At 65.1% G+C, this 17,826-nt stretch carries 17 protein-coding genes; 16 read left to right on the top strand and 1 reads right to left on the bottom strand.

All coding sequences use genetic code 11. The features are described 5' to 3' along the window. Positions 1–84: 84 nt before the first annotated feature. The 6 genes from DK261_RS11650 (at position 85) to DK261_RS11625 (ending at position 7,254) form a co-directional block, all read left to right on the top strand. The gene (locus DK261_RS11650; protein WP_016702488.1) at positions 85–1,242 is read left to right on the top strand and encodes a branched-chain amino acid ABC transporter substrate-binding protein; all 1,158 of its coding nucleotides are present in this window, start codon (positions 85–87) and stop codon (positions 1,240–1,242) included. Positions 1,243–1,309: 67 nt separating this feature from the next. Beyond that, the gene (locus DK261_RS11645; protein ID WP_009049480.1) at positions 1,310–1,801 is read left to right on the top strand and encodes an L-2-amino-thiazoline-4-carboxylic acid hydrolase; all 492 of its coding nucleotides are present in this window, start codon (positions 1,310–1,312) and stop codon (positions 1,799–1,801) included. After that, positions 1,798–3,033 (top strand): M20 family metallo-hydrolase, encoded by a 1,236-nt coding sequence (locus tag DK261_RS11640; RefSeq protein ID WP_110175729.1) that lies wholly within the window; start codon positions 1,798–1,800, stop codon positions 3,031–3,033. Before DK261_RS11645 ends, DK261_RS11640 begins: the two co-directional genes overlap by 4 nt. A gap of 159 nt (positions 3,034–3,192) precedes the next feature. Next, positions 3,193–3,714 (top strand): sigma-70 family RNA polymerase sigma factor, encoded by a 522-nt coding sequence (locus tag DK261_RS11635; RefSeq protein WP_009049478.1) that lies wholly within the window; start codon positions 3,193–3,195, stop codon positions 3,712–3,714. Continuing rightward, positions 3,711–4,670: a FecR domain-containing protein gene (locus DK261_RS11630; RefSeq protein ID WP_110175728.1), complete on the top strand. Its 960-nt coding sequence runs from the start codon at positions 3,711–3,713 to the stop codon at positions 4,668–4,670. The genes DK261_RS11635 and DK261_RS11630 overlap by 4 nt, the downstream gene beginning before the upstream one ends. Positions 4,671–4,773: 103 nt before the next feature. Continuing rightward, positions 4,774–7,254: a TonB-dependent siderophore receptor gene (locus DK261_RS11625; RefSeq protein WP_110175727.1), complete on the top strand. Its 2,481-nt coding sequence runs from the start codon at positions 4,774–4,776 to the stop codon at positions 7,252–7,254. Between the two features lie 846 nt (positions 7,255–8,100). On the opposite strand, the gene DK261_RS11615 is transcribed toward DK261_RS11625, so the two are convergent. After that, positions 8,101–9,753 carry a hypothetical protein gene (locus DK261_RS11615; RefSeq protein WP_110175726.1) on the bottom strand — a complete coding sequence of 551 codons (1,653 nt, stop codon included), beginning with the start codon at positions 9,751–9,753 and terminating at the stop codon, positions 8,101–8,103. Between the two features lie 56 nt (positions 9,754–9,809). On the opposite strand from DK261_RS11615, the gene DK261_RS11610 reads away from it, so the two are divergent. From DK261_RS11610 to DK261_RS11565, 10 genes are all read left to right on the top strand, one after another. Continuing rightward, positions 9,810–11,162 (top strand): hypothetical protein, encoded by a 1,353-nt coding sequence (locus DK261_RS11610; RefSeq protein ID WP_110175725.1) that lies wholly within the window; start codon positions 9,810–9,812, stop codon positions 11,160–11,162. 217 nt (positions 11,163–11,379) lie between these two features. After that, positions 11,380–11,865, top strand: coding sequence for a cyclic pyranopterin monophosphate synthase MoaC (gene moaC / locus DK261_RS11605; protein WP_110175724.1), 486 nt, complete (start codon positions 11,380–11,382; stop codon positions 11,863–11,865). Next, complete coding sequence (locus tag DK261_RS11600; RefSeq protein WP_007929122.1) at positions 11,862–12,107, top strand: MoaD/ThiS family protein; 246 nt, start codon at positions 11,862–11,864, stop codon at positions 12,105–12,107. Before moaC ends, DK261_RS11600 begins: the two co-directional genes overlap by 4 nt. Positions 12,108–12,147: 40 nt before the next feature. Beyond that, entirely contained in the window at positions 12,148–12,591 is a 444-nt protein-coding gene (locus DK261_RS11595) for a CopD family copper resistance protein (protein ID WP_009049473.1), read from the top strand. Positions 12,592–12,683: 92 nt separating this feature from the next. Beyond that, on the top strand, positions 12,684–14,042 hold the full coding sequence (locus DK261_RS11590) for a coproporphyrinogen III oxidase (RefSeq protein WP_110175723.1): 1,359 nt from the start codon (positions 12,684–12,686) through the stop codon (positions 14,040–14,042). A 129-nt stretch (positions 14,043–14,171) separates the two neighbouring features. Further along, a complete protein-coding gene (locus DK261_RS11585; protein ID WP_009049471.1) occupies positions 14,172–14,963 on the top strand; it encodes a CbbQ/NirQ/NorQ/GpvN family protein in 792 nt (263 codons plus the stop codon). Next, a complete protein-coding gene (locus DK261_RS11580) occupies positions 14,947–15,546 on the top strand; it encodes a cytochrome c oxidase subunit 3 (RefSeq protein ID WP_110175722.1) in 600 nt (199 codons plus the stop codon). Before DK261_RS11585 ends, DK261_RS11580 begins: the two co-directional genes overlap by 17 nt. A gap of 10 nt (positions 15,547–15,556) precedes the next feature. Further along, positions 15,557–15,817 (top strand): cytochrome C oxidase subunit IV family protein, encoded by a 261-nt coding sequence (locus DK261_RS11575; protein ID WP_009049469.1) that lies wholly within the window; start codon positions 15,557–15,559, stop codon positions 15,815–15,817. Between the two features lie 98 nt (positions 15,818–15,915). Then, a complete protein-coding gene (locus DK261_RS11570; RefSeq protein ID WP_016702476.1) occupies positions 15,916–16,356 on the top strand; it encodes a cytochrome c in 441 nt (146 codons plus the stop codon). Positions 16,357–16,359: 3 nt separating this feature from the next. Then, positions 16,360–17,787 (top strand): cbb3-type cytochrome c oxidase subunit I, encoded by a 1,428-nt coding sequence (locus DK261_RS11565; protein WP_063431496.1) that lies wholly within the window; start codon positions 16,360–16,362, stop codon positions 17,785–17,787. Positions 17,788–17,826 lie beyond the last annotated feature (39 nt).

The raw sequence follows: 17,826 nt of genomic DNA, 5'->3' as shown, positions 1-17,826 counted from the left end.
CAACCACTGACGCTACCGGACGCCCGGCGTGTTCCGACAAGCCCGTACAGGCCAGACATGGCCTGCCTGAAACAGGAAATACCGATGAAAACTTGCGTTCCATTCAAACGCGCCGTACTCCTGGGCCTGGCGCTGAGCAGCCTGGCCAGTGCCCTGGCCCAGGCCGAGCAACAGGTGCTGATCGGCCTCGCCGGGCCGCTGACCGGGCCCTCGGCGCGGATCGGCAAGGACCTGGAAAACGGCGCGCAACTGGCCATCGACCAGGCCAACGCCCGCCACCCGCAGATCAATGGCGAGGCGGTGACCTACACGCTGGTCTCCGAAGACGACCAGTCCGACCCACGCACGGCGGTCTCGGTGGCCCAGCGCCTGGTCGACGCCGAGGTGGTCGGTGTGGTCGGCCACTGGAACACCGGCACCAGCATTCCCGCAGCGCGGGTCTACCACGACGCCGGGATCGCCCAGGTGGCGCCGGTCGCCACCGGCCATGCCTACACCCAGCAGGGTTTCGACAGCAGTTTCCGGATCATGGGCCATGACGACGATGGCGGCCGGGTCGCCGGCGACTATGCGTTGAATAGCCTCAAGGCCCGGCGCATCGCGGTGATCGACGATCGCACCGCCTTCGGCCAGGGCCTGGCGGACCAGTTTGCCAAGGCCGTCGAGGCCGGTGGCGCCAGCGTGGTGGCGCGCGAGTATGTGGACGACAAGACCATCGATTTCAGCGCGGTGCTGACCAATATCCGCAGCCAGAACCCCGACCTGATTTTCTTCGGCGGCGTCGACTCCCAGGCCGCGCCATTGGCCCGGCGCATCAAGCAACTGGGGATCAAGGCCCCGCTGATGGGCGCCGGTGGGTTTGTCAGCCAGACCTTCCTGCAACTGGCGCAAAACGAAGGCGAGGGCGTGATTGCCCTGGAGCCGGGCCTGGCGGTGGCGCAGATGCCTGGCGGCAAGGCCTTCGAGCAGGCGTACCAGCAACGCTTCAAACACGGCATTGAACTGCATGCGCCATTCGCCTATGACGGCGTCGGCGTGCTGATCGCGGCGATCGAGAAAGCCGGCTCGACCGATCCCCGGCAATACCTGCCGGTGCTGCGCGCCAGCAATTATCCGGGGGTGACCGGCACCATCGCCTTCGATGCCCAGGGCAACCTGAAGAACCCATCGTTCACCGTCTACCAGGTCAAGGCTGGCCAGTGGCAGCCGGTGAGCGTGGCGGGTGGCGAACCGGCGCAATAAGGCTAAGGCCAATCATCGGGCGGGCCCTGTGGCTCGCCCGGTTCCGTGGAGCTGATGGAGGCACACAATGAGCAAACTGCAAGGTGAACTGGGCATCCTCGCCCGGCGGCGGATCGAAGCGGAAATCATCAAGCCGATCTACGACATCCTGGTGCGCGAGCACGGCCAGGCCCATGCCGCGGCGGTGATAGGCGAGGCCGTGGGCAATGCGGCGATCCAGGCCGGCCGGCATTTCGCCGCCCTGGAGGAAAACGGCGCCGACCTCAAGAGCTTCGTCGAGCTGCAGGTGCTCTGGGAGCAGGACGACGCGCTGAAGGTCGAGATCATCGCCAGCGACGCCGAGCACTACGACTATGACGTCAAACGCTGCCGCTACGCCGAGATGTACCACGAGATGGGCCTGGGCGAGATCGGCCACCTGCTGTCGTGCAACCGCGACGAGCTGTTTATCGTCGGCTACAACCCGGACATTGAACTGACCCGCACCCAGACCATCATGGGCGGCGCGCCGCGCTGCGATTTCCGCTACCGGGCCAAGCCCCAGGAGCCGCGCTCATGAGTCTTCAGGCACGGGTCAATGGCGAGCGCCTGTGGGCCTCGCTGATGGAGATGGCGCAGATCGGCGCCACCGCCAAGGGTGGGGTCACGCGGTTGGCGTTGAGCGATGAGGACCGGCGCGGCCGCGATCTGTTCGTGGCCTGGGCTGAAGCCGCAGGGTGCACGATCCGCATCGATGCCATGGGCAATATCTTTGCCCGGCGCGCCGGGCGCAACGATGAGCTGGCGCCGGTGCTGACCGGCTCCCACGGCGATTCCCAGCCGGCGGGCGGCAAGTTCGATGGCATCTATGGCGTGCTGGCCGGGCTGGAAGTGCTGCGCACCCTCAACGACCTCGGGATCGAGACCGAGCGGCCGATCGAGGTGGTCAACTGGACCAACGAAGAAGGCTCGCGCTTCGCCCCGGCGATGATTGCCTCGGGGGTGTATGCCGGGGTGTTCGACCTGGAGTACGGCCTGTCGCGAGTCGATGCCGAGGGCGTCAGCATCGGCGAGGCGCTGCAACGCATCGGTTACGCCGGCACTCATCCGGTGGGCGGCCAGGCGGTGCACGCGGCGTTCGAGCTGCACATCGAGCAGGGCCCGATCCTCGAAGCCCAGGGCCTGACCATCGGCGTGGTCAGCGGGGCCCAGGGCCAGCGCTGGTATGAAGTCGAACTGCTGGGCCGCAGCGCCCATGCCGGGACCACGCCCATGGACCATCGGCTGGATGCCGTGCTCGGGTTCGCCCGGGTGGTGGAGGCGGTCAACCAGCTGGGCCTGGAGCAGGGCGCCGAGGGCCGGGCTACGGTGGGCATGGCCAATCTCTTTCCCAACTCGCGCAACGTGGTGCCCGGGCGGGTGTTTTTCAGCGTCGAGTTCCGCCACCCGGACGAGGCGGTGCTGGCCCGCCAGGACCAGCAGCTGCGCGAGGCGGTGGCCCGGATTGCCGAGCGGATCGGCCTGCAGCACAGCGTCAAGCAGATCTTCCAGTACGCGCCCATCGCCTTCGACCGCGACTGCGTCGAGGTGGTCCGCGCCGCCAGCGCAGCCCTGGGCTACAGCCACCGGCCGATGATCTCCGGGGCCGGGCACGACGCCTGCTACCTGAACCGCGTGGCGCCCACGGCGATGATCTTCGTGCCCTGCGTGGACGGCCTCAGCCACAACGAAGCCGAAGCGATCCACCCCCATTGGGCCACGGCCGGCGCTGATGTGTTGTTGCAGTCGATCCTGGCCAAGGCGGGGAACTGAACCCACGGCAGGCTGCGCAGCACTCGAGCAAGCCTGGGGAGAAATACCGTCTGCGGCGCAGCCATTGCGGCTGCGCCAGGCTTCTGCAGAATGTGTTGCAACCCGCGATGACACGGATGACAATGCGAGTCATTATCAGTCGCGAATTATTCCATCGTCATGCCCGCCAACGACCTGTCCTTACGCAGTGCTGTCAACGATCTGTATTGTGACCACCACGGCTGGCTCCAGGGCTGGCTGCGCAAGCGCCTGGGCAATGCCTTCGATGCCGCGGACCTGACCCAGGACACCTTCGTCCGGGTGATCAAGGCCCGCTCCGCGCTGGATATCCGCGAGCCGCGCTCGTACCTGTCGATGATTGCCAAGGGGCTGCTGATCGACCTGTTTCGCCGGCGCTCGCTGGAGCAGGCCTACCTCGACGTGCTGGCCGCGATGCCCGAAGCCTTGCAGCCATCGCCGGAGGAGCAGGCGATGCTGTTCCAGGCGCTGATGGAAATCGACCGCCTGTTGCAAGGGCTGGGGCCACGGGTCAAGCAGACTTTTATCCTGTCGCAGTTCAATGGCCTGACCTATCCGCAAATCGCCGAGCAGTTGGGCGTCAGCGTGCGCACGGTGAACAACCACATGGCCAAGGCCATGGAGCATTGCTGCCTGATGCAGATCCAGTTGCAACTCGCATGAGCCTGCCTGCCGAGGAAGTGAAGGCCATCGGTGTCGCGGCGCGTTGGTATGCCCGCTTGCATTCCGGCACCGCGACCGACGCCGATCGCGCCGCCTGGGACAGCTGGCTGGCGGCCGATCCGCTGAATCGCCAGGCCTGGCAACGCATGGCCGCAGTGGCCGAGCAGATGGCCAGCGTGCCGGGCGCCCTGGCGGCGCCGACCTTGAGCAAGGCTGGCCACAGTTCCCGGCGCCAGGTGCTGCGCAGTGCCTTGCTGTTGACCTGTGCCGGCACCCTGGGCTGGCTGGGCTGGCGTAGCCAGGCCGCGCAGAACCTGATGTGCGACTACCGCACCCGGGTCGGCGAGCGCCGCGAATTCCGCCTGGCGGACGGTAGTAGCCTGCTGCTCAACACCGACACCTCGGTCAACCTGCGCTTCGATGGGCGCCAGCGGGTGCTGGAGTTGCTGTGGGGCGAGATCCTGGTGAACACTGCGCCTGACCCCTTGCAGCGACCGTTCAAGGTGGTCACCCGCCATGCCGAGGTGCTGGCGCTGGGCACGCGTTTTATCGTGCGCAGCCAGCCCGGCGGTGGCGAGGTGGCGGTGCTGGAAAAGGCGGTGGAGGTCAGTGTGCCGGGCAGCGGTACGGCGATGCGCGTCGAGGCCGGCAAGCGGGTGGCGTTCAACGACCGCAGCCTGGGCATGCAACGCGGCAACGATGTCTCGGTGGGCGCCTGGCAGCAGGGCAGCATCATCGCCATCGACCGTCCCTTGGCTGTGCTGCTCAACGACCTGTCGCGCTATCGTCCCGGCGTGCTGCGTTGGGACCCGGCCATCGGCGACCTGAAGGTCTCCGGGGTCTTTCCCATCGATGACACCGACCTCGCGCTGGCGGCGCTGGAGAGCGGGTTTGCCCTGCGCGTGACCCGCTACAGCCGTTTCTGGGTCCAGGTCGCCCGGGCCGATTCGCGCTGACAATCGCCCTTGGATAAAAAAATTTCCGGCGCCTGCACTTTTTGGCCGCACCGTTCGGCTCATCCCTCAGTGAGTTGTCATTGACCGTTTTGGGGGAGGGAGCATGTCTCGGGTGAACGCGCCAGGTCGTCTGGCGAATGCAGTGAAAGTCGCGTTGTTGGCAACCACCATGGCCAGCGCCTGCTCGGCGAATGCCGACCAGGCCGCAGGGGCCGTGGTGCAGCAGAGCCAGGTCCGCGCCTATGACATCGGCGCCGGCAGCTTGGTGGATGTATTGACCCGTTTCTCCAGCGCCGCCGGGGCGGCGATTTCCTTTGATGCGCGCCAGACCCAGGGCCGGCAATCGCCCGGGCTCAAGGGCGAGTTCGGGGTCGACGAAGGTTTTGCGCGGATTCTGCGCGGCAGCGGCCTGCGCGCCGAGCCCCAGGCCAACGGCAGCTATGTGCTGCGCGCGGTGCCGGTGCTCGGCTCGGCGCTGGAACTGGGCGCCACCAACATCAACGGCCAACTGCTGGGGGCAACCACCGAGGGCAGCGGCTCCTACACCACCGGGGCGGTGACCATCGGCAAGGGCGAGCACTCGCTGCGGGAAACCCCGCAGTCGGTGACGGTGATGACCCGCAAGATGCTCGACGACCAGAACCTGCACAGCATCGACCAGGTCATGGAAAAGACCCCGGGCATCACCGTCTACGACTCGACCATGGGCGGCAAGTATTTCTACTCCCGCGGCTTTCGCATGTCGGGCCAGTATCAGTACGACGGCGTGCCGCTGGACATGGGCAACCAGTATGTCCAGGCCGACAGCTTCAGCGGCGACATGGCCTATTACGACCGGGTGGAAATCCTCCGCGGCGCGGCGGGGATGATGAAGGGCGCGGGCGGCACCGCCGGCGGGGTGAACTTCGTGCGCAAGCGTGGCCAGGGCACCCCGCAGACCGAGGTCACGCTGTCCGGCGGCAGCTGGGACAACTACCGCGGGCAGGTCGACACCGGCGGTCCGCTCAACGAGTCCGGCACCCTGCGTGGCCGCGCGGTGGTGGCCGAGCAGAGCCGGCATTACTTCATCGACGACGCCAGTCGCAAGGACCAGGTGTATTACGGCGCGCTCGACTTCGACCTGAGCCCCGACACGACCCTCGGCCTGGGCATCGCCTATGAAGACGTCGACGCCAACCCGTGCTGGGGCGGCCTGCCGCGCTACAAGGACGGCAGCGACCTGAAGCTCGGCCGCTCGACCTGTCTCGACCCGTCCTGGAACACCTGGCGCAGCAAGCGCACCACGGTGTTCGGCGACCTCAGGCACCAGCTCAACGACGACTGGGCGCTGAAGGTCGCCGGCGTCTATACCAAGAACACCCAGGACATCAAATATGCCTTCGCTTCCGGCGCGGTGACGCCCGGCATCGACACCACCGGCATGCTCGGCAGCATGTACGACTACGACCAGGTCGATTACGGCCTCGATGCCTACCTGGACGGCAAGTTCAACGCGTTCGGCCTGCAGCATGAGCTGGTGGTGGGGGTCAACGGCAGCCGTGCGGACAAGGACGATTTCTTCTCGGTGGCCTTCCTGCCGCAGCGGCAGAACGTGTTCAACCCGGACCGGCATATCCCGAAACCGGACGACAGTTACTTCATCGAGAACTCGACCCGCGGTGGCCCGGTGAAGACCGTCACCGAACAGCGTGGCCTGTATTCGACCCTGCGCCTCAAGCTGGCGGAGCCCCTGACCTTTGTCGTCGGCGGCCGGGTCAGTTGGTATCGCTCGAAAAGCGATTCGGTGTTCCTCAGCTCGGGCACCTCGGAGCACGCCAGGAGCACCGAGACCGGCCAGGTCACGCCCTTTGCCGGCCTGTTGCTGGACCTCAACGACAACCTGACTGCCTATGCCAGCTACGCGGAAATCTTCACGCCCCAGGGCAACTACCGCTCGCAAAGCGGCTCGGCGCTCAAGCCGCTGGTGGGGGAAAGCTATGAGCTGGGGATCAAGGGCGAATGGTTCGAGGGGCGCCTGAACAGCTCCTTCAACCTGTTCCAGACCGTGCAGAAGGACCAGGCGCAGACCGACTACAACTCCAGCTGCGCGTCATCGGACGGCTACTGCTACCTGAACTCCAGCAAGGTCCGCGCCCAGGGCTTCGAAGCCGAGATCAGCGGCGAAGTCATCGAGCGCCTGCAACTGCTGGCCGGCTACACCTACACCCAGACCAAGACCCTCGACGACATCGACAGCGGCCTCAACGGCGCCGCCTTCAACAGCTACGTGCCGCGCCATGTGCTGCGCCTGTGGGGCGACTACGCCCTCGACGGCGCGTTCGAGCGCTTCAACATCGGTGCCGGGGTCAACGCGCAAAGCGACAACTTCCGGGTCTCGCAGGCCAATGGCGAAAAAATCACCCAGGCCGGCTACGCGGTATGGAACGGCCGCATCGGCTACCGCATCGACGACACCTGGTCGCTGGCGCTCAACGGCAACAACCTGTTCGACAAGCGCTACTACACCACCATCGGCACCGAAAGCTTCGGCAACTACTACGGCGACCCACGCAACTTCACCATGACCCTCAAGGCGCAGTTCTGAACCGGTCAGCCAATAAAAAACGCCACTCCCGGGAGTGGCGTTTTTGTGTGTGGCTGACTCAGCCGATCTCCACCCATCCCCGGGCGTCGCCAGGCTTCACGGAGCATCCAGCAGCACATCGCCGATGGGCAACTTGGGGACTGCACAAATTTCGGAAATTCCCTACAACACGCCTGTAACTTCTTTCAATAGGATGGCCAGCTGACTAAAAGGAGGGTCACGCATGGCTAATCACGGTTACATGCCTGGCGCTTGTTTAGATACGTTAGAGCAGACTATGTGAGCGCTTATAAAAACATGGGGCCGGGCGCGATGGGTTTTGAAATATATACCGACTTCCAGACAGGAAAGCAGGTGTGTCGAGAGTCCGGAAAATGATCTTGTGGGTTTTTCCTGTTTTGGCCGCTTGTGGCATCAGTGTTGCCTACTTTCTGAAGGTGCGCCTCTCTGGCAGCGATTTGAATTACGCCAGGTTTTATTTCTGTTTGGTATTCAATGGCCTTTTTGTCGTGCCTTACATGGATATTCTTCAGAATAATGACTTTCTGTTCTTGGGGTATCGACCCGAGATAATTTCAGAGCATCCATTTATTGGGTGGATTGCTTTTTCTTGCATATTTATTCATCTGTTTGCGCTTCCGGTTAAACGAAAAATCAAAGGCTGGTTTTCACGAAAGTAAGCGCATGGAAATAAATGCTTTCTGGATTACGCAGTGGCCGCAATTCACCTTGGGCGAGCTCTTTCGGTGTTACGAAGAAGTACTGTCCCGATCTGAGAACCTCGGCCTGCCGCGCCCAGCGAATCGGTTTATTACCTGGGCGTGCAGGCCTGGAGAACGGCGTGACTCAGCCGATCTCCACCCATCCCCGGGCGTCATTGGCGCCCAGCAGATCAGCGACCGGTTTCACCGCGATCCGGCCATCCACGGTGCCCAGCGCCAACTGCCCGTCGCGGGCGTCCATGGCGTGGATGATGGTCGGCAAGCCATCGATCCGCGCCTTGGCGTTCAGCCGCAGCTGGCCGGTCCGAGCCTCGATCAGCATCAGGCTCCCATCGAGGAAAGCCGCCGCCACCAGGCCCGCTTCGGGTAGGTGAGTGATCGCGCTGGGCGATGCCGGCGTGGGGTGCCGCCACAGTTCCTGGCCGCGCTCCAGGTGCCGGCGATAGATGAAACCCTGGTACGGCTCGCAGACCGAAGGGTTGTAGTGCTGGCCGGCGATCACCGCGCCCGCGCCCAGGGCATCCGCCACATAAGCGCCGCGGCATTCCATGGCGTGGCTGGCTCGGGTGCCGTCCTGCTTGAGCAGCGGCCAGAGTCTTTGCAGGGTGCTGTCGGGCTGGACGATGCACAGGTACTTGTGTTCGTGGGAGCTGGCCGGCGTGCCCTGCAGCGCAAACAGATGGGGTGCGCCGCTGATGCCAATGTAGTGGTTGAAGCAATCGTAGTGGCCGGCATCCATAGGTTGGACGCTATTGTCGGACGGATCGAGCAGCACATCGCCTGCCTTCGAATTGGGCGATCGCAGACGATTGCGACGTCCCAGGAGGTGGCCGTCGGTGGATGCGCAAAAGGTGTATTCGTCGTCGTAGGCCTGCACCAGCTCCAGGCCGTTATCCGTCAGCGCATACAAACACGAATCCCGTTTATAGACCTCGGGCCCGTCCTGCACCTGCACCCCGTGCACATGCACGCCGGCCCCGCGCAGGATTTCGACGCCGTAGCCAGGACCCGTATGGTGGGCGAGCCGGGTGCCGTCCGTGCTGTAGATATCCAGCAGGCAATCGTCATGGGTGACGCCTATCCGGTCTGGACCGAGCCAGGCGATATCGCGGATGGCGCTTCGGCATTCCAGCTCGGGCACGCCCAGCCATTGGGCCAGGCGCACGGCCGCTGGGCTCTGGTCATCTGCCGGAAGGCCCGAGGCAGCGACGGTCGCGGCCGGGTCCAGTTCCAGTACCTCTGAGGTTCGGGCTGTCCACGCTGCTTCACTGTCGTCGATCTGCACCAGAAACAGCGTGTCGAGGATCGCCGACCAGTCGCTGTCGTCCAGCCCGTCCCACTCTTCGTTCCATGGCCGCACCCAGGCTTCGACCCGCTCGCCGCTGGCGTCGTAGCGGCAGCGCACGACTTCGGGAATATCGGCAAAAGGGCGGCGGCTCTGGCCGGTCTGCCAGTCCCACACGGCCAGCTCGCCTTCGAACTGGTAGCCGCCGTCATAGCGGCCGGCACCGATAACGATGCGGGGCCGGGTGGGGTGGAAACCCAGGTCGTTGATCGGCAGGCACAGTTCGTCGAAGATGGCGAACGGCACCGGCTCGCCACGCCGGTACAGGCCGAGCCGATAACGCAACCCGGTGCCGCCATAAGCCGCCCGCGCGGGCGGATTGACCAGCAACGCAAACTCCGAGACCACGGCGGCGATATCCCCCGCCGGATGGAAGAACGCGCCGGTAATCCTGCCGGTTCCGCGCAAGGTGGGGTCCATGAGGCTGGTCATTGCTGCTCCCTGAGGGGGGCTGTATCGATGTGTTGTTTCATTTCCATGGAGGGAGAATGCTCATTCAAACAATCCTGTTTTTCGCAAATCCGGCTGGCAGAACGAACCTGCGGCGCGCCATCGCGACCGCTGCATTACTGGTGGCCTCGTCTGTTGCGCCTCTGCAGGCGGCGTCGTTGTCATTGGAGGTCGAACTGGCCGACAGCTCCATTGCCTACCTCGATGAATCGACCCAGGCGCGATTGTGGCCGCAAGTATGGACGGGGGCCGAGCTCGTTGCCTATTACTTCCCCTCTATCGGTAGCAAGGGCAATACGCACAAGACGCGGCCCAGCTTGCAACTGTTCACCTGCATGGTCGGTACCGTCTGTGTCCCGGCGCCTCGTTTCGAGATGGAAAGCTTGCCGGTGCGGCGCCAAGTGACGGTTCGCGCACAGGTGTTGCAGGGCAGTGCGGGGCAGCCGCTGAAGCTGCGCTTCGAGTTGCCCGAAACACCTGCCGAGCATTACAGCTTCAGCCATGCCGAATTGCGCGCACCGGCGGACGTGCTGTGGCGCGAGCCCTTGTTTACAAGCTGGGCACGCGATTTGTCGTGGGAGGCACGGCGGGGGTTCTCCAAGCGACGCAAGCAACCCCTGAGTATTGCGCTGGTCTTCCCAAAGCAGGATGTGCCCGGTTATCAGATGGTGGACCTGGCCGTCAGAACGCCAGGGGGAGATAGCCACCCTGGCGATCCTATGGCGGTGACGACCCTGCGTGCCAACCTGAAGGCGCCGGACGGCAGCGTGCGACAGATGGCATGGCCGGGGCACTTGAGCCTGGACCTGCAGGAACGGCTTGAGGCATCGCCGGGCTGGACCAGGACCGGCCGCGTGCCGGCGACTGTCAAACTCAACCAGTTTCCCTGGCGACTCTCTTCGTATAGTGCCAAGGAACGCATCAGCACCGTCGTGATGCCGGACAGCACACCGCGCTGGTACGGCTTGAAGCACTACAACGCGCCCAAGGGTGTGTGGTTGAAGCTGACCCAAAGCGGCCCCCTCGCGCAGGTGGAACTGGAGGCCGAAGCGGGCGCCGAACGGACGATCGAGGGGCAGGTGCCGGTCAAGCGCGAAACCTGGCTGTTCTTCGCTGGCAAGCTGATGCGCTACCGCGGGCAATTGCATTACGGCAACGGTGCCGAGCACTTGCCCGACACCGAGTGGCGGATGGACTGGAGCAATGGCGAGCGACTGGAGGCGAGCGCCGCGAATGTGTCGCCCAGCTCACTGATCAAACAGGTGCCGGATTGCCGCTGGGATGGCTGCCGGAAAAACCTGGCCGAAGCTCGGGCCCAGCTGGCGGCGAGCGATGCGCAGCTGCAATCGGAAGGCGAACGCTACCTGCAGCTTGCGCGTGAACCCGACTGAAACGGCGGATCATGGGGGGCGTTCTGCAGGCCAGTGGTGCTGAGCGACATGCTGTTTACGCATCGTATGGGCTGATTACGACCCTCTCGGGGACTTGTGGCTTTCTTGATTGACATCAACCGCGCCCGCGAGCCGGCGCAGTAGTCTCGCAGCAACGTGCGAGGCCGTCTGGTCCGAGCCCATCGCATCCTTAGTCGAAACCACAAGGCTCCTGTCCATGAACGACGCGGTACTGACCCACCTCGATTCCCTCGGCCGTGCGCGCATGGTCGATGTCACCGATAAACACGTGACCTTTCGCGAGGCGGTGGCCGAGGCCTGGGTGCATATGCGTGCCGAGACCGCGCGGTTGATCGTCGGCGGTGGCCATCCCAAGGGCGATGTGTTCGCGGTGGCGCGCATCGCCGGCATCCAGGCGGCCAAGCGCACCAGCGAGTTGATCCCGCTCTGTCACCCGTTGCTGCTGAGCAGTGTGGTGGTCGAGTTGAGCCTCGAGGACGAGCACCGCGTGCGCATCGTGTCGCGCTGCAAGCTGGCCGGGCAGACCGGGGTCGAGATGGAGGCGTTGACCGCCGCCAGCGTCGCCGCCCTGACGCTGTACGACATGTGCAAGGCGGTGGACCGTGGCATGCATATCGAATCAATACGGCTGCTGCGCAAGTCCGGGGGCAAGAGTGGCGATTACCAGGTGCCCTCGGCATGAGGCTGCAGGTGCAGTATTTCTCCCGCTACCGGGAAACCCTGGGCTGCGCGAGCGAGGTGGTCGAGGGCGATTTCGCCTGCCTCGAGCATTTGCGCCGGCACCTGGCGAGCCGCTGCGGCATCTGGCGAGTGCTGGACGAGCCGAGCCTGATGTGTGCCCGCAACCAGGACCTGTGCGGGCTCGACGAGGCGCTGGACGACGGCGACGAGGTGGCGTTCTTTCCCACGGTGACCGGCGGCTGAGGCGCTGGCCCAGGCCGCGCAACCCCGATTCGGAGGCCTCATGATCTATCCGCTGCTGCTCAGTCTGCATCTGCTCGCCGCGCTGGTGTTTATCGGCACGGTGTTTTTCGAAGTGCTGTTCCTGGAGCACATCCGCAAGCAACTGCCGGCCAAGCTCATGGTGCTGCTCGAACAGGGCATCGCCGGCCGTGCCCGCCAGCTGATGCCCTGGGTGCTGCTGGCGCTGTTCGGCGCCGGGCTGGGCATGGTCTGGGTGCGTTACCTGCCGGTGCTGGCGGCGCCCTTGGCGTCGTCGTTCGGCACCTTGCTGATGCTGAAGATCCTGCTGGCCGCCAGCGTGCTCGGGCATTTCCTGGTGGCCATGCTGCTGTTCAGGAGCGGGCGCATGAATGCCCGCTACTCGCGCTTTATCCATCACAGCCTGTTCGGCCATATGCTGCTGATCGTGCTGCTGGCCAAGGCCATGTTCTACCTGAACTGGTAGGCCGGCGCCGACCCCACGCTTGATGCAAGTCAAGGAGCCCCGGGCGTTAACGCCGGACACTGGCCCTCCACCGCCAGCCATGGAGCCCTGTCATGCCTGATCTACTGCCGCACCGCAGCGAGCCGCTCGTTCGACGCGATCAAGGCGTGCTCGATCCCAACTGTCATGTCGACACCCGCCGCTTTCACGGCGGCATCGGTTCCCTGGACCTGCTGCGGGCGTTGCGCAACAGCCGGCAGAAGCGCCGGCCGCTGTCCCTCAACGTGCAGTTTGCGCCGCGCCTGGCGGGCATATCGGCTGACGCTGGCGAAAGCTACCTGCGGCGGCTGGAGCGGGAGATCGACCTGGTGGGCTGCCACCTGGGGCCGGAGCAGCGCATCGAGCAGTTTCACCTGGGCGGCGGCACCCCGGACGCAGCCCATCTGCAACGGCTGATGCAGCACCTGCGCCAGCGCTTCCATTTTCTCGAACACGATTGCGGCGACTACAGCATCGACGTCGACCTGCACCACACCGACTGGGCGACCATGGGCCTGCTGCGCGACCAGGGTTTTAACCAGGTCAGCATCGGCGTGCCGGATATCGGCAGCGACAGCCAGCTGTCGGTGGCCTGCTACCAGAACCCGGCGCCCATCCATTCGCTGATCGATGCGGCGCGGACCTTCGGTTATCGCTCGGTGAATGTCGACCTGGGCTATGGCCACGCCTGGCAGACCCCTTCGAGCCTCGCCTTGAAGCTCGGCACCCTGATCGAGCTGGAGCCCGACCGCCTGCAGGTGTTCGACTACGCCCAGCCGCCGTTGCGCTACCGGCGCCAGAGCCAGGACCGCCCCGCAGCGGCCTGCAGCCAGGAGGCCAAGGAGGCGATGCGGCGGATCTGCTTCGAGCGCCTGCTGGCGGCGGGTTACCAGTACATCGGCCTGGGCCAGTTCGTGCGGCCCGACGACGACCTGATGATGGCCCAGGAGCGCGGTCGGCTGCGCCGCAACTGCCAGGGCTTTACCTGCCACGGTTATTGCGACCATGTGGGCTTCGGCCTGGGCGCCATCAGCCAGTTCGACGAGCTGTATACGCAGAACAGCGAGCTGCTCGGCGACTATCTGCAACAGCTCGACCTGGGCCAGCTGGCGACCTGTCGCGGCTGGCGTTGCGAGGCCGGCGACCAGGTCCGGCAGTTGGTCATGGAGCGTCTGGCGTGCGACCTGGAGCTGGACATCCTGGCCATCGAAAGCCGCTACGGGCTGATCTTCCGCCAGTACTTCGCGTCCGCCTGGCTGCGCCTGCAACAGCTGAGCTGGAACGGCCTGGTGGAAGTCTCGGAGCGCTTTATCAGCATCCTGCCCGCCGGCCGGCTGGAGGTGGACAGCATCTGCCAGCTGTTCCAGGAGGATCGGAGCAGCCCGGGGCAGGCTGCCGGTTGCGCGTGCGTGGAGCCTGATTCCGGGCTTTGATTTAGCCCCTTGATTGCAGCCAGGCGCGGCGCGCTTGACGGCGATCAAGTTTGCCCGCCGGTGCGCTTGCCGCGCCCTTGCCTGGCGCCTTAGCGTGGTCGCCGAACCCCGCTGTGAATCAGGTAGCCCATGGATCTCGGAACGGCTTGCGAACCCTTCTATCAACCCTTGAACAATGAACAGGCGCTGTTCGAACAGGCCTGGCGGCACGGCATGCCGGTGCTGATCAAAGGCCCCACGGGCTGCGGCAAGACCCGCTTTGTCCAGCACATGGCGCACCGCCTGGACCTGCCGCTGCACACCGTGGCCTGCCACGACGACCTCAGCGCCGCCGACCTGATCGGCCGCCATCTGATCGGCGCCCAGGGCACCTGGTGGCAGGACGGGCCGCTGACCCGGGCGGTGCGCGAAGGCGGCATCTGCTACCTCGACGAAGTGGTCGAGGCGCGGCAGGACACGGTGGTGGTCCTGCACCCCCTGGCCGACGGCCGCCGCGAGCTGTTCCTGGAACGCACCGGCGAAGTGCTGCGGGCGCCGCCGTCCTTCATGCTGGTGGTGTCCTACAACCCCGGTTACCAGAACCTGCTCAAGGGCATGAAGCCCAGCACCCGCCAGCGCTTCGTGGCGATGCGCTTCGACTATCCACCGCCGGCCGAGGAGGAGCGCATCGTCCAGCGCGAGGCGCAGGTGGATGCGGCCCTGGCGCGGCAGATCGTCGGGCTGGGCCAGGCCCTGCGCCGCCTGGAACAACATGACCTGGAGGAGGTGGCGTCCACCCGGCTGCTGATTTTCACCGCGCGCATGATCGGCGCCGGCATGCCGCCGCGCGAAGCCTGCCTGGCGTGCCTGGCCGAGCCCCTGAGCGACGACCCTGTCACGGTGGCGGCGCTGATGGACGTGGTCGATGTGCACTTCGGCTGACCCTGCTGCCGACACCCTGGCAGTTCCTCGGCGCCATCTGCCGGGGGATCTGGCGATGTGGTTTTTCATCCTCGCCGAGCTGTCGGTGTTCGCCATCCTGATTCTTGCGTTCGCGGTGACCCAGCAGCTCAAGCCGCAGCTGTTCGCCGAAAGCCGCCAGCTGCTCGACAGTTCCACCGGCCTGGCCATGACCCTGAGCCTGCTCAGCGCCGGGCTGCTGGCGGCGCTGGCCCAGGAACGGGTGCGCCGGGCGCGGCCACGCCAGGGCGCGGCGTTGCTGCTGGCGGCCTTGCTGGTGGCCACGGTCTACCTGCTGCTCAAGCTCGGCGAGTACCGGCATCTGCTGGGCCTGGGACTCGGGCTTGAGCACGACACCTTCTTCACCCTGTACTGGATCCTCACCGGTTTTCATTTACTCCATGTGCTGCTGGGCATGCTGATTTTCGCCTGGCTGGCGCAGCGCTGCCTGCGCGGCCGGTATGGCGCCGACAACCCTTCGGGTTTCGAATCCGGGGTGCTCTATTGGCACATGGTCGATCTGGTCTGGGTGCTGCTGTTTCCGCTGGTCTACGTCCTGGATTGACGAGGTGCGCATGTCCGTTGGCAGGTTCTTGCTGAGCTGTTGGGTCGCCCTGGCCGGTCTCAGCGTCGGCACCGTATGGCTGGGCAGCTGGCTGGGGCAGGGCGCGCCGCGCGGGGTGGTGGTGCTGATCCTGCTGCTGGCGGTGGCCAAGGCCTGGCTGATCGCCGACGGCTTCATGGAACTGCGCCACGGGCCGCGCCTGTGGCGCTGGCTGCTGCTCGGCTGGCCGTTGGCGCTGGCCTTGCTGCTGGGCCTGATCCTCAGCCTGTAAATACCCGAGTAAAACCATCGGCGTTTCTTGATTGCCATCAAGCGGGTTTGCCCCCCGCGCTTCCTAGAATGGCCGGGCCAAGCCAAGAGGAAGCGAGCATGTCGGAAACCTTCACCAAAGGCATGGCCAGGAACATCTATTTCGGGGGAAGCGTGTTCTTCTTCCTGATCTTCCTGGCCTTGACCTATCACACGGAGCAGACCTTTCCCGTACGCAGCAACGACGCGCTGTTGAGCGCGGCGGTGGTGCGCGGCAAGACGGTCTGGGAGCAGAACAACTGCATTGGCTGCCACACGCTGCTGGGCGAGGGCGCCTACTTCGCGCCGGAGCTGGGCAACGTGTTCCAGCGCCGCGGCGGCGAGGAGGGCTTCAAGCCTTTCCTGCAGGCCTGGATGAAGATGCAGCCCCTGGGCGTGCCCGGACGCCGGGCCATGCCGCAATTCAACCTGAGCCAGCAGGAGGTCGACGACATCGCCGAATTCCTCAAGTGGAGCTCGAAGATCAATACCAATGGCTGGCCGCCAAACAAGGAGGGCTGAACGATGCGTCTTGCCAATCCACACCTGAAATTCGCCTCGCAAGCCGTGGCCAAACCCTACTTCGTGTTTGCCCTGATGCTGTTTCTCGGCCAGGTGCTGTTCGGTTTGATCATGGGCCTGCAATACGTGATCGGCGATTTCCTGTTCCCGATCATTCCCTTCAACGTGGCGCGGATGGTCCACACCAACCTGCTGATCGTCTGGCTGCTGTTCGGCTTCATGGGGGCGGCCTACTACCTGATCCCGGAAGAGGCCGACCGTGAACTGCACAGCCCGAAACTGGCGCTGCTGCTGTTCTGGGTGTTCGCCGCCGCCGGCGTGCTGACCATCCTCGGCTACCTGCTGGTGCCCTACGCGGGCCTGGCGCGGCTGACCCACAACGAGCTGCTGCCGACCATGGGCCGCGAGTTCCTCGAGCAGCCGACCATCACCAAGATGGGCATCGTGGTGGTGTGCCTGGGCTTTCTCTACAACATCGGCATGACCCTGCTCAAGGGCCGCAAGACCACCGTCAGCATGGTGATGATGACCGGGCTGATCGGCCTCGCGGTGTTCTTCCTGTTCTCCTTCTACAACCCGGCCAACCTGGCCCGCGACAAGTTCTACTGGTGGTGGGTGGTGCACCTGTGGGTGGAAGGCGTGTGGGAGCTGATCATGGGCGCGATGCTGGCCTTCGTGCTGATCAAGATCACCGGCGTGGACCGCGAAGTGGTGGAGAAATGGCTCTACGTGATCATCGCCATGGCGCTGATCAGCGGGATCATCGGCACCGGTCACCACTTCTTCTGGATCGGCGCCCCCGAGGTCTGGCTGTGGGTCGGCTCGATCTTCTCGGCCCTGGAGCCGCTGCCGTTCCTGGCCATGGTGATCTTCGCCTTCAGCATGGTGAAGAACCGCCGCCGCCAGCACCCGAACCGCGCCGCCACGCTGTGGGCCAAGGGCACCACGGTGACCGCGTTCTTCGGCGCCGGGGTCTGGGGGTTCCTGCATACCCTGGCGCCGGTCAACTACTACACCCACGGCACGCAACTGACCGCGGCCCACGGCCACCTGGCGTTCTACGGCGCCTACGCGATGATCGTCATGACCCTGATCAGCTACGCCATGCCGCGCCTGCGCGGCCTCGGCGAGGCGGCGGACGAACGCTCGCAGACCCTGGAGGTCTGGGGTTTCTGGCTGATGACCCTGTCGATGGTGATGATCACCCTGTTGCTCACTGCCGCCGGCGTGGTCCAGGTGCTGCTGCAACGCTGGGCCGAGGACGGCACGGCAATGCCGTTCATGGCCACGGTGGAGCATTTGAGCGGGCTGTTCTGGGCGCGCCTGGTCAGCGGGCTGGGGTTCTTCGCCGGGCTGCTGTGCTACCTGCTGAGCTTCCGCCAGCGCGGCCGCGCCGCCTTGCGCGCACCGGCCCCGGTGGTGTCCTCATGAACGACCGCTGCTGGCGAAACGTATCCCTGTAGCCGCTGC

This window comes from Pseudomonas sp. RW409 (assembly GCF_003184125.1).
GTDB lineage: Bacteria > Pseudomonadota > Gammaproteobacteria > Pseudomonadales > Pseudomonadaceae > Aquipseudomonas > Aquipseudomonas chlororaphis_I.
The sequence above is the reverse complement of the archived record's forward strand: the minus strand, read 5'-3'. Positions and strand labels throughout refer to the sequence as shown.